General features: G+C 40.7%; 8 protein-coding genes. 1 reads left to right on the top strand and 7 read right to left on the bottom strand.

All coding sequences use genetic code 11. The features are described from left to right. Nucleotides 1–93: 93 nt before the first annotated feature. The 5 genes from BR73_RS0104125 to BR73_RS0104100 form a co-directional block, all read right to left on the bottom strand. Nucleotides 94–843, bottom strand: coding sequence for a CpsB/CapC family capsule biosynthesis tyrosine phosphatase (locus BR73_RS0104125; RefSeq protein ID WP_033164518.1), 750 nt, complete (start codon nt 841–843; stop codon nt 94–96). Between the two features lie 15 nt (nt 844–858). After that, nucleotides 859–2,277 carry a sugar transferase gene (locus tag BR73_RS0104120; protein ID WP_051684951.1) on the bottom strand — a complete coding sequence of 473 codons (1,419 nt, stop codon included), beginning with the start codon at nt 2,275–2,277 and terminating at the stop codon, nt 859–861. Continuing rightward, on the bottom strand, nt 2,246–2,896 hold the full coding sequence (locus tag BR73_RS0104115; RefSeq protein ID WP_033164517.1) for a hypothetical protein: 651 nt from the start codon (nt 2,894–2,896) through the stop codon (nt 2,246–2,248). The genes BR73_RS0104120 and BR73_RS0104115 overlap by 32 nt, the downstream gene beginning before the upstream one ends. Nucleotides 2,897–3,725: 829 nt before the next feature. Next, nucleotides 3,726–5,870 carry a Tex family protein gene (locus BR73_RS0104105; protein WP_033164515.1) on the bottom strand — a complete coding sequence of 715 codons (2,145 nt, stop codon included), beginning with the start codon at nt 5,868–5,870 and terminating at the stop codon, nt 3,726–3,728. A gap of 837 nt (nt 5,871–6,707) precedes the next feature. Beyond that, nucleotides 6,708–9,389, bottom strand: a complete 2,682-nt coding sequence (locus tag BR73_RS0104100) for a glycoside hydrolase family 2 TIM barrel-domain containing protein (protein ID WP_033164514.1) — start codon at nt 9,387–9,389, stop codon at nt 6,708–6,710. Between the two features lie 239 nt (nt 9,390–9,628). Here BR73_RS0104100 and BR73_RS0104095 point away from each other — a divergent pair, with 239 nt between their 5' ends. Then, nucleotides 9,629–10,558, top strand: a complete 930-nt coding sequence (locus tag BR73_RS0104095) for a GNAT family N-acetyltransferase (RefSeq protein ID WP_051684950.1) — start codon at nt 9,629–9,631, stop codon at nt 10,556–10,558. 85 nt (nt 10,559–10,643) lie between these two features. On the opposite strand, the gene BR73_RS0104090 is transcribed toward BR73_RS0104095, so the two are convergent. Together BR73_RS0104090 and BR73_RS0104085 are read right to left on the bottom strand one after the other, a co-directional pair. After that, nucleotides 10,644–12,053: an oligosaccharide flippase family protein gene (locus BR73_RS0104090; RefSeq protein ID WP_081848534.1), complete on the bottom strand. Its 1,410-nt coding sequence runs from the start codon at nt 12,051–12,053 to the stop codon at nt 10,644–10,646. A 42-nt stretch (nt 12,054–12,095) separates the two neighbouring features. Then, complete coding sequence (locus BR73_RS0104085) at nt 12,096–12,959, bottom strand: SDR family NAD(P)-dependent oxidoreductase (protein ID WP_051684949.1); 864 nt, start codon at nt 12,957–12,959, stop codon at nt 12,096–12,098. Between the last annotated feature and the right edge of the window lie 7 nt (nt 12,960–12,966).

Raw genomic sequence — 12,966 nt, 5'->3', positions numbered from 1 at the left:
AGGCCACATTTTAACTGCCTTTTATCACATACGATTAAGCTATAAACACTTTGAACACTGTTATATACTCTTCTTCTCTGTCCGTATCCCTGTTTAGTCAAAACAGGGATAGAATCTCCGGTCAATCTTCTTACTTTCAAGAAGGCTTCTGGTATTCTCTAATAACTGCCTTTTTATTTCAGAGCCGTGATAGTTCTCGATATAACGAAGACCTTCCTTCATCATAGGCGCCCTGATGGAATCGGAGCGGGAACCTGTCCCTATAAAATGAACCATTTCATAATTTAACAGCCGCCTTGCATGCCTTACACGGGAATCAAAAGGGTTCCCTAAGAGGCTCTTAATATTCAGCTGCATATAAACACCAAGGTTTATAAGCTGTGCAATTCCTTCATAATTGCCATAAAGGCATTGATAATTTTCTGCATGGGAGAGTATCGGGTAATATCCCTGAATCAACAGACTGTGAAGCCCTGCCCTCATACACTCATACTCTTCTTCTCTGTAAAACCTAACCAGACAGTACCTGGTACCTGCTAAGGTGGCTGCCTTTCCTTTGCGCAGATGCTCTGTAATATCACTGCTGTAAAACAGCTCATTGCCAAGTTCAATTTGAAAGTCAGGATTAAGTTCACTGGCTGCCTGACGAACCTTTCTAAGCTTTTCCTCCAGTTCACTTTTATCCGGATTTATACAGCCGGCACCATAATGAGGTGTTGCAATGATGTAAGTAATGCCTTCTTCATAGGCAATCTTAAGCATATTTCTTGTCTGTTCCATGCTAACGGAACCATTATCCACCGCCGGAAGTATATGGCAGTGAATGTCTATAAGCTGTTCCAAACCGATTCCTCCTGCTTATTTTGATCCCCTGCCAAACAATACTACAAAAATTGTTTTCAGAATTATTATTAAATCCATCTTAAGAGACCAGTTATCAATATATGTCAGGTCGAGTTTAACGACCTCTTCAAAGTCCGTAATATTGCTTCTTCCGCTTACCTGCCATAGGCCTGTAAGGCCGCAGTTTAAGGCAAGCCTTCTTTTATGCCGCCCCTCATACCGAAGAAACTCTTCTTCTGTAGGAGGCCTGGTACCTACAAGACTCATATCCCCTTTAAGCACATTTAAGAACTGGGGAAATTCATCCAGACTGGTTTTTCGCAGAAAACTTCCGACCTTGGTGATACGAGGGTCATCCGTTATCTTAAACATCTGCCCCTCCATTTCGTTCTGCCCCATTAATTCGGCTTTCCTGGCTTCCGCCTCCGCACACATGGAACGAAACTTGTAGATCCGAAAGCGCCTGCCGTTCTTTCCTACTCTGACCTGGGAAAAGAATACCGGTCCGGGGGATTCTATAATAATGGCTATTGCAATGAACACCCCCAATACCAGTGTTAATATACAGCCGATGATACCTCCTAAGATATCTATCAGCCTTTTAATATGTAAATGGTACTCATCAAAGACCTTGTTACTAAAGGTCAGTACATGATACCCGCTCATATTCTGAATACTTTGCTCGGACAGCCTAAGCCCAAAGGTATTAATACTTAGATTCACATTTACTCCCATGTTCTTAAACTGAAATATAATATCCTCCAGATTAAAGTTCACGGTATAATTACTTGGTAAATGTATGAACACACCATCCAGAACTTCCTGTTTTGCTACTTCGAACATATTGTGAATACCTGCTCTTACCGGAACTCCAAACATTTCATTTCCTGTCATATCCAAGTCAACTATCGTAAGATAGCTGACTTCATATTCCCAGGAATTTTCACCGTTAATCTGTTTTAATACTTCCCCTGCCTGTGTGGTGGTAGTTACTACCATTATTTTGCTGCTTGCCCTGCTCTTCTTATAGACACCTAACAGAATCCACTTAAAATACTGCCTGACGGTCAGGGAAATAATTGTGTTAAAGAAAAAAAACAACAGAAAGAATAATCTTGAGAAGGCAACTCCTTCTCTGGTAAGAAACAGAAAGGCCGTTATGGTTAAGGAAAAAATAATATTTAATTTGCATACTTCCAAAAATTCGTCAATAAAACCTCTCTTAACAAACTCCTTATAGGTATCAAAGGCTATAAATACTCCGCTGTAAAGCAATACCCCCAACACCAGTGCCCAGCCAAAGACATTATAATACCAGTATTCTGTTATCTCACTGTAACGGATACAGGCTGCCAGTATGTAGGAGATTATTATTCCGATACAATCTATTAATAACAGATACCTACCGGGCAAATTCTTCTTTATGAAAGCCATCGTATTTCACATCCTTAATCTTGATTTGTATTTTCTTTGACAGTACGTAACAGATAGCCAGAAGAATACTTACCACTGATACCGAAATAATGAGTACTCCCATATTAATATGTTCGCCTGCTACCTTGCCGTTGACAATAGTAATATTCCTGTATTTGTCCGACAGGCTTATCAGTTCCCCGGAAGGGTTAAAACCTGCTTTTAAACCGCAGGCAGTAAATATATCTTTCGCAAGTCCTATGGCAATTTCTTTGCTGTCACTAGATAATTCTTTCATACTGGTCTTGTTTTCCAGGTTCAATAGATGTAGTAATTCCGCTGCTTTGGCCTCCACTTCTTCTTCCTCCGCAGCTCCCAGATTAATGTTATTAAGTCCGAAATACTGCAGCAGAAATTCCTCATATTTTCCGCTTCCATCAGTATTCTCACTGATTTTGTTGGTTAGGATGTCAATTATAATCGCTTCATGCTGATTGATCCTGGTGCTTTTATCCGCACTTACTGTTGCCGCCGACTGCTTCATTGTTTTGGCATTGGCTTCTTTTAAAGGCCCCCCGGCAAAAAGAAGAAGCACTGCCACACACAGGATGGGTATTACAAGATTCTTTAACCTTTTCATGATGATTCCCCCTTTCAAATTCTGTCATCAGGTTAAATGCTTACCGGTTAATGCAGCTGAAGAACTGCCTCAATTGGTATATCTCAGTTTCCTTATTCGGACAAGCCCGGACAGCAGACCGGGCGTATCTTACGCTGCTATAAGGAATATTCCTCCTATGTGCTTAAGTAAATATTTACCAGTTGCTACGATTATAAAACACACCTTTTAAATTCACAAGTTACAAACTGTATTTTCATACATCTTTTCATCGCAGTAATTTCCATTAAAACTGTGTAATTGAATTAGTTTTACAGCATCTTTTGTCCTTATACTATTTTCTACCCCTTTGTTTTAAAGGAACGACAAAAAAGCAGCAGCTTATGTTCTTTCCTGACGATTACCGTCCGGTTAACATAAGCTACTGCCATATTTTATAATTATTCAGGAATATCAGAATTGATTTATAGATATTCCTGGTATTTTATGATGCTTTTACATTGAATAACTATATAAATTGAAATACGCTTTTTATATGTCCAAGTAAAAAAACATATACTCAGGTATTTTTGTACCTGTACATAATAAGATGATATAGTTACTTGAGAGTCAAACGTTCTAGTTGATTTAACATGCTAACGTTAATTTATACAATTTCAGGAAAAATACACAAAACAGAAAGAACGAATGCGCCTATGGAAAGGGATTAGAAGTCCTTTTCTCTGAATATAGCACAAAATATTCAGAGAATTAGGACTTCTTATCCCTTGAAATGAAGCATGAGTCTTTCTGTTTTGTGTATTTTTCCGTCCGTATGACAACAAAAAGAACTTTTGACTATCTAGTATAGTTATAACTTCATCGTTAATTGAATTCGCTTTTTGGCAGTATCCACACTCATGACCTTTACTTCTACAATATCACCTACACTGACCACATCCAATGGATGTTTGACGAATTTCTTATCCGTTAGCTGGGATATGTGTACAAGTCCGTCCTGATGAACACCAATATCCACAAAAGCTCCAAAATCAATTACATTACGGACGGTACCTTTTAATATCATACCTTCTGTAAGGTCTTTCATTTCAAGTACGTCGGTTCTTAATATGGGCTTTGGCATTTCCTCTCTCGGATCTCTGCCGGGTTTCTCAAGTTCCTTAATAATATCTGTTAAGGTTATCTCTCCGATTCCAAGTTCAGCTGCCAGGGCTTTCTTATCTCTTATCTGTTTACCCAGACCCGACAGCTTTCCTGCCTGAATGTCAGCAGCTGCAAGACCAGATTTCTCCAACAGCTTAAGAGCTGCTGGGTAGGATTCCGGATGAACACTGGTACCATCAAGGGGATTCTCACCATCCAAGATCCTTAAGAAACCTGCACACTGTTCAAAGGCTTTGGGACCTAACTTAGCTACCTTTAACAGCTGCCTGCGGTCAGTGAAGGGGCCATTCTCTTCTCTGTGGGTTACTACATTCTTTGCTATGGTTTTCGTAATACCTGAGATATATTCCAGGAGAGAGGCAGATGCAGTATTTAAATCCACTCCTACTTTATTTACACTGTCTTCTACCACACCGGATAGTGCGTCGGACAATTTCTTCTGGTTCATATCATGCTGATACTGGCCTACACCAATGGCTTTGGGGTCAATCTTGACCAGTTCAGCCAAGGGATCCTGGAGTCTTCTTGCAATAGAAGCTGCACTTCTCTGACCTACATCAAAGTTCGGAAATTCCTCTGTAGCCAGTTTACTGGCGGAATATACGGAAGCCCCTGCCTCATTTACGATGATATATTGTACTCTGCCGTGGTATTCCTTAAGCAGGTCCGCTATGATTAATTCCGATTCTCTGGAGGCTGTTCCATTTCCTACGGATATAAGTGTGATGTTATATTTCTGTATCAGCTTCCTTACAGTAGCTTTGGCTTCTTCTACTTTATTCTGAGGTGCCGTTGGATACACCACCACTGTGTCAAGTACCTTACCCGTTGCATCCACTACAGCAAGCTTACAGCCGGTACGAAAAGCGGGATCCCAGCCTAATACAACCTGTCCGACAATTGGAGGCTGCATCAGCAGCTGTTCCAGATTCTTGCCAAAGACCTTAATAGCACCATCTTCCGCTTTTTCTGTCAGGTCGTTACGAATCTCTCTCTCAATAGCAGGTGCTATCAGTCGGGAGTAGCTGTCACTGATGGTCTTCTTTAGTATCTCTTCCGTATTGGGATTCTTTCTTACAATTACTTTCGTTTCCAGATAGAGAAGTATCTTATCCTCCGGTGCAAGGATCTTTACAGTGAGGATTTTCTCATTCTCTCCTCTGTTAAGGGCAAGAACACGGTGTCCTGCCAGCTTGCTTAACTTCTCCTCGAAGCTGTAATACATCTCATAGACACTTTCCTGTTTCTCGTCCTTGGCGGCAGAGGTGATGCTTCCTTCTTCAAAGGTTACTTTACGGATATGGATACGGTAATCTGCTTCATCGGAGATGTTCTCTGCTATGATATCCATTGCTCCTGCTATTGCTTCTTCTATGGTATTTACTTCCTTTTCAGGATCCAGGAAGTTTTCCGCTTCTTTTTCTATGGGCTTGTCTGTCATCTGTAAGAGGATGATATTTGCCAGGGGCTCAAGTCCTTTCTCCTTTGCTATGGTAGCTCTGGTTCTTCTCTTGGGACGGTAGGGCCTGTACAGGTCTTCTACTACTACGAGGGTTTCGGCAGCTAATATCTGTGCCTTTAATTCTTCTGTTAATTTTCCCTGTTCTTCAATAGTTGCCAGCACACTGGCTTTTTTCTCTTCCAGATTGCGAAGATAAAGAAGACGTTCGTGCAGATCACGTAACACCTCGTCATTTAAGGAGCCGGTTACCTCCTTACGGTATCTGGCTATAAAGGGGATGGTATTGCCCTCATCTATTAGCTTTACCGTTGCTTCTGCCTGTTCCAGCCGGATTCCTAGCTCGCTTGCAAGCTGTCTTAAAATATCCATGGTTTACTCCTTTTGATTCTCTTTCCTTCGTTATAACAATGTTATTATAATAACATTGCGGGGGAATAAATTCAAGCCTGCCGGATTGCTCATGGATATTGGGAGGGTTGTGGCAGGGGGACGAAAACTGCGGACCTCTTTGTACGTTTTTGTTCGGACAAGGTTCCTTATTCCACTAAAGCTGCAGGGATTGCTTAGGACAGTTCATGATATGCCGAACTCGCGGAATAAACTGCTATGGGTTTCGGGAGGTTTTTGCCGCTCAGACAGCGGCATATCATGAACTTGGCGCAATCTCTGCAGCTTAAGTGTCATAGGGAACCTTTCCGAGACAAAAACTCCCAAAGAGGTCCACAGTTTTCTGCGCGTTGGGTTACGGAACCTTGCCAGGGCCTGGAGGGAGGGAGGTTTTTTGATTGTTCGGGATAATATTATTTTTACTATTTGTATTTTTATTATTTTATATTACTCCGGTATTTATTTTGTTTATTATTGTGGTCTTTTGGTATTCTATTCTGTTTTTGTATTCTGTTTTGGTATTCTTTATATGGAATAGATATAGAATTTGGTATGTGGTGATTATAGAATGGTTAAAGACTGGTACAGGTTAGGATTTTTAAATAACTGTGCATAGTTTCAGGATTGAATCGGTAGGAATAAGCTAAATCAGGTACAGGGGGTATACCGGATTTAGCTATATTCTTATTGCAATGAATGCCTTATTTATGCACAGTTATTTAAAGTAGATTTATGATGTATCTTTTTACCGGGGGGAGGGGCTTGGGTTATTGGTTTTGGAGTGGGGTAGGGTTATATTAAGTTATTAAGTTAGTTTAATTAGTTTATAAGGGTTCTTAGTTGTTCTTCTGTTAGTTCTGTATCCGGGTGAAAGTCCTGTGAGGCCATGTAGTTTACTATGCTTTGGGTTAGGGCTGTTACTTCCGGGTAATGAAGTTGTTCCAATAATCCCATTGTACTGATTATCAGTCTGCCTTTTCCTGTCTTTGCTTCCAGGAGCATGCCCATTTTTCTCATTCTGGCGTAGCAGTCCAGGGCTGTTATAAGGGGAGTCAGGTTTTCAGGCAGCTTGATTGCACGGCCCTGGCACATAGGCCACCATTGCCAGTTGGTATGAAATTCTGTAGGGAAGCTTCGAAAAACCGGGTGCTTGGGATCCACCAGGCAGCCCATAAATCCGTCCTGACAGGCGAAGGTTCCTACGGACCAGAAATCTGTGGTGAACTGCGGTTTGATGGAGTCAGGAAAATGCTCGCTGGTTGCCGGTGGTGACAGGAATACTTTTCTGCCTTCCTGTAAGGCGGTTATTGCTTCCTCCAGGCTTTGGGTCAGCAGCAGGTCTTCCGGACAGGTTAAGGGAGCATCAGGATATACCCATATGGGGTAGCTGTTTTCATAGGTTCCGACCTGTATTGTCAGGGTTAGCTTCTTTGCTTCTGTTTGTGCAGCTAGGGGGAGGGTTATGCTTCCTGCTGCTGTTAGTTCTCCTTTAGGGTAGGTGGCAGTTTCCAGCTGTTGTTCTGCCAGCAGAGTGTCACTGTGTTTGAGAAGTACTTTGGAGCTGGTAGTGTAATCTTTTTTACTGTAGTTGGCAATTTTTATTTCACAGGTTACCACTTCGGTGTCACGGTAGGTGTACTTTTCCATGAGTCCCAGAGGTACTACATCGTTCATAAACTGCCTGAAGCGCTCCGGCTGGGCAAAGGAGTAGGGTTTGGGTTTCAGATGGGAGTTCAGCATTCCTACCAGGGCAGTGCCTTGTCCGGGAAAATCCTGCAGTCCTAAGAGGGAGATACCGGACATTTCTTTGGTTCGAAGCACCGCTTCTACTTCTTCTCTGTATGCCAGCAGAGACAGCTCTCCGGTGGCTTCTACATAGGTTTTCCATTGGCTTAATAATCCCTGGGCTTCCACTCTTTCTTTAATATACAGAAGATTCTCAGGGCTTGTGATTCCTTTGAAATCATTGCATTCGTCAAAGTCCGGCAGTACCTCGTATTGTCCTACTTCAAAGTTAAAGACCGGTTTATCATATTCTTCTCTTACCTTTTGCATTTCCTTATCAAAATTTGTTCTGGTATTTGGATATTGCTCATTTATATATCCCGTCATATTGGCAGAGGTGCCCCGGATATGCTCCTTGTAATAGTTGGAGGAGGTATAGAAATCGCTGTGCATATCCGGCCCGAGGCTTCCGTAATGTGGATTGGAGGCATTTGCATACATCCTGGTATTGTCCAGTTCTTTTGCCAAACAGAGCAGTAAATACATTCTCTTATGTCCCAGCGCTCCGGCCTGAAGTTCATTTCCCAGGGTCAGCATGACAAAGGAGGGGTGGTTGGCATAGCTTATTAATATCTGCTGTAATTCCTCTTTGTAATAGGACCAGCTCTTATCGTCTTCGAAGGCAGTTGCCGGATTCCAATGGGAGAGCTCCGGCTGCATCAGCATTCCCAGCTCATCAGCTGCGGCAAAGGCTGCCTCCGGGGGACAATGGGAGTGAAAGCGCATGCAGTTTATTCCATAGGATTCATAGACCGACAGAACCTTTGTCCATTCCTCTTTGGTCATTGGCATATGTCCGTTTTCAGGAAATACACAGCAGTTTGATTCACTGCGCAAAAAGATTACTCTGCCGTTTAGCGCCAGTCTTCCATTGAGATTATGAAAGGTCCGGATTCCAAAGGAGACGGACTTCTCCGCAAGTCTTTCACCGGATACGGATAAGTTATACAGATGTGGATCGAACTCATCCCAGGATATGGCATTTTCACTGATCGCTATGTCTTTTATTTCTACCGTATGCCTTCCTGCAGGTTTGGTTATCGGATGTGTTATTGTTTCTGCAAATGCTTCTGAATTAAGTGTCAGATAGCCTTCATAGCTTTCTGATAAATCAAGCTCCACAACAACACTGGCCGTTGTAAGGCTTGGATATATTCTTATATTTGCTATAAAATTCTTATTCTCAAGGCGCAGACGCAGATAACCCAGCAGACCATTCCAGTTGGTCTGGGTCTCATCTGTTGCGGCAGAGGAATATACAATGGCATCGTGGGGCCAGTCAGGATAAGAATTATCACAGCAGAAGGTACAGGTATTCTCTCCTTCTGCTATATAATCTGTTATTTCAAATATATGTGGTGTGGAGATGGTTCCAGAAGTAAAGGCAGGCACTTCCCTGCCCTTCATAGTAAGGGATAGCTGACGGCTTCTCTCCACTTCCAGGAATACTCTTTCTACCGTTTTCGGAAGCTGAAAGGTCTTTGTAAAGTAAGCTGGTCCTTCGTAGGTATTCCTCCTTGTCAGCCTGGTTAAGATTCTGGTATTGCCTAACATATCCTTTTCATTTCCAAGTCCGGCATCGGGATGCCATTGATTTGCCCCTGCATCAGTAAAACCTACACCGTTTTCATCCAGGGTTCCCGGTAAAAGTACTCGGTCTGCTTTGTGACCTGAAAGCTGCAACTCCCATTGACCGCTTAAATCAATATAGTTCATTGTTACCTCCATAATAATGTTATATAAGAAATATCTTTTATATTTAAATTTTACCTAGTAAATAGTATGACTCTATTTTATCATGAACTTATGAGAATAAAATGCAGTATCTACATCATTAATGGACAATATAACACATGGATGCTACAATCATAGGAATTATATGGATTTCTCATTTATTTACATATTAATGCAGAGCAGCTGGCAGGAAGCTGCTGCCCAAAGGAGGAGGTATACAATTGTTTTCTATTAATAAAGACGATTATATAGAGATGAAGGTTGCTATAACAAAAGAGGATTACAATAATCTGAAGGAATTAGAGGCTGTATGCACAAAGGAAGATATTAATCTGAAGCTGGAACTGGAATATAAGCTTTCACAGGTGTCCCATGAGGCTGAGGCACAAGCTTTAACGGAGAAGGATTTTCGCTCTTCCTGTATGAAGGAGTATATATATTATTCACAGGGCAGACCGGTTTCTTATCTTGGTATCTGTAATTTTGGCGGAAATGTTTATGAGTTAAATGGGATGACACATCCTGACTTCCGAAATAAAGGTATCTTTCGGCGTTTATATGAACATGCATTTACAGAATGCAGGCTGGCAAATAAAAAGAGCCTTCTCCTTCTTACAGACGGTAATTCTCCTTCCGGGAATTCTTTTATTAAATCAGTGGGCGGGGTACTTTCATTTTCAGAATATCGAATGGAGCTTTTAGCTGGTGAATATGCTGCAAGGAATAATGATTTGGATAATGGTCTAAGTCAGGTGGTGCTGGTGGAAGCCCAGCCAGGTGATATCAGCTTATTGCATGAGTGTGATAAGCTCTTGTTTGGGGATGAAGAAAATGAGGAGGAAGCTGAATATATTTCTTCCATTGATAATAGTTATCTGATTAAGAAAGAGGATATAACGATAGGCAAGATTAAAATTGATTTTTCTGAGAATGCAGGCTTTATATATGGGTTTGGTGTTCTTCCGGATTACAGAGGTTTAGGTTATGGGAAGGCGGCGATTGGGGAAGCCTTGAAGGAAATCTTCTCCAGAGGGCTAGAAAAGGCTGCACTGGATGTAGCTGCTGCCAATGATCGGGCGTTGTATATTTATACTGGGAATGGTTTTAGGGAAGTATCCGTGATGAGGTATTATGAAGTTAAGGTGATGTAGTTTGTTAGGGTATTAAAAGAAATGGCAGCTTATTAGATTATCTGGTATGGCTGCCATTATTTGTTTGTTATACTGTTATTATCTTCTACTTCCTTCGTTTCATTTTAACGGAAGGAAAAAACTGAAATATCCGATCTCGTTCTCTGAACAGCATAGCTGTTATATATATCAACATGATTCCCCAACGAAACCAGCTTCTGTCCATTAACAGATAGAAAATAACACATGAAAATATAAGGTGTATTAAGGGCCGATAAAAATAACTGATTGGATACAGATTCTTTGCCAGCTTTTTAGCATAGATAGAATGAAGAACAAATGAAACCATATAAGAAGCCAGCGTCGTGTATGCTGCGGCAATATAACCGTATTCAGGGATAAAGATAAAATTCAGAATAAGATTAACTGCTGCTGCTATCAATGTATTGCAGGTGATATACACAGTTCTTTTATAGTAATGCTCAATATTTACATATAGTGTATATATAAATATAACAAAGTTTGCAAGTACTACCGGAGGAATTATTATAATACCTTCCCAGTAAGACTTATCCGCCATCAGCTTAACGATTTCAGGAGCGGTAAGAAGCAGGCTCACCATCGCATAGGTCATGAGATTTATGTAATCCTTCGCTATGATATTTATTATTTTCTCCTGCCCTTTTTCTTTCATTTTCTGTAGAAACCAGGGAACCCAGACACCTTCCAGGGATGTTGTAATAACTGTAGCTATCATACTAAAATTATAAATCAGACTATATATACCCGTCTGGGAAGCATCTGCCAGAAGTGTAATCATTATTCTGTCTAATTGTGACAGCAAGTTCAGGGCAATTCCATGAATTATCAGGGGGGCGGATATGATTAGACCGTATTTCAGGTATTCTTTATTCCAAAGCATTCTGCTCTTATGAAACACCAAAAAAATTACCCACACGGCAAATAGTGATGTAACTATCGCTGTTGGAATAATACGTCCCATATATTTGTCAGTCTCAAAAATCATAGTTATTGCCAATACGGACAGAATAATTGAAACCAGATTCGGTAGTATCATCAATGCGGTTTTTAGCCTGTAATCATACTTCATCATCAGAAAATAAATATAGTCCTGAATAATAGCCGTGGCAAAACCTTGAACCATACAGAGAATGAACATTAGTAGCTGTCCGGACATACCAAACATTAATGCAGCCAAAACTACAATAGCAGTTATGACAGATGATGTTATAATAGTAAAAAACGTAGTTACAGACATGAAATCATCGATTTCTTCCTTGTAATCCACGTAAGCCATTCGGATACTTGTATGTAATGCGAACCCCATTATCATTGACAAAATTGCAATCCAGGAATTATAAGTAGTCACAATACCGTAATCATAAGTTGATAGTATCCTTGTAAATACAGGTACCGTTAAAAAAGCGACACCTTTGTTAAAAATATTTCCAATCAAATAGTATGTGCTTGCTTTCTTGTAATTCACAGTACCCATTTGTTGATCTGCACCTTTCTCTATTGCCTTTTATAGCAGTTTTTACTCCGCTCCCTTTAGTCCAAGTGACCGTCCACCATCCACGATCAAATTCTGTCCCGTGATAAATATTGATTCATCCGATGCCAGGAATAATACTGCATTTGCAATATCCTCAATTGTACCTACTTTTTTCATATAATTACTGTCTTTTAACCAATCGAGTGTTATCTCGTTATAATCACCGCGTTGAATATAACCTGGTGATACGCAGTTGACATTAATATCATATTCGCCCAACTCCATAGCCAGGGATTTTGTAAATCCTATAATTCCCGCTTTCGCGGCACTGTAATCAACGCATGATTTCGCTCCACCCACACCTATTGTAGATGATATATTGATTATTTTTCCACTATGCTGTTTGACCATCTGATTAGCTGCACTTCTACAGCAAAGGATGCTTCCTATAAGATTTGACTGTATAACAGACTCTACTACAGACGGTTCCTGCAAATGAAGATATTTCGCTTTCTCACGTGCCCCACCACCTGCACAATTTACCAGAATATCTATACCCTTTACTCCATTAAAGGCACTTTCAACAGATTCATTATCGGATACATCTATTAGTAGAACATCGGCTTGCCCTCCCAGAGTCCTAATTTCATCAACAACCTTCTGCATATTAGAGATATTACGTCCGCCAACATAAACATGGGCTCCATGAGAAGCGAAAAGAATACAACAAGCCCTGCCAATTGCACCGGAGCCTCCTGTTACAACTGCAACCTTATTTGATAGTTTTTTATTTTGTGTATAGTTGATTGTATAATTCTTTTCCGCTGTGTATATTTTTTTATCTAATCCTATTAGCCTGCCAAATTTTCTGCGAAGGAGTTTATGTATTTTTTCTTTTGTCTCCATTTATCAC

This window comes from Clostridium sp. KNHs205 (assembly GCF_000702945.1).
Lineage (GTDB): Bacteria > Bacillota > Clostridia > Lachnospirales > Lachnospiraceae > Anaerocolumna.
Note: the sequence above shows the minus strand (reverse complement) of the source record. Positions and strands in the feature narration are given on the sequence as shown.

What these genes read in the sequence shown, in the direction of transcription:
- BR73_RS0104105 (WP_033164515.1), bottom strand. Translation starts at nt 5,870, where the DNA reads ATGGATATTTTAAGACAGCTTGCAAGCGAGCTAGGAATCCGGCTGGAA.
- BR73_RS0104090 (WP_081848534.1), bottom strand. Translation starts at nt 12,053, where the DNA reads ATGGGTACTGTGAATTACAAGAAAGCAAGCACATACTATTTGATTGGA.
- BR73_RS0104100 (WP_033164514.1), bottom strand. Translation starts at nt 9,389, where the DNA reads ATGAACTATATTGATTTAAGCGGTCAATGGGAGTTGCAGCTTTCAGGT.
- BR73_RS0104085 (WP_051684949.1), bottom strand. Translation starts at nt 12,959, where the DNA reads ATGGAGACAAAAGAAAAAATACATAAACTCCTTCGCAGAAAATTTGGC.
- BR73_RS0104115 (WP_033164517.1), bottom strand. Translation starts at nt 2,896, where the DNA reads ATGAAAAGGTTAAAGAATCTTGTAATACCCATCCTGTGTGTGGCAGTG.
- BR73_RS0104120 (WP_051684951.1), bottom strand. Translation starts at nt 2,277, where the DNA reads ATGGCTTTCATAAAGAAGAATTTGCCCGGTAGGTATCTGTTATTAATA.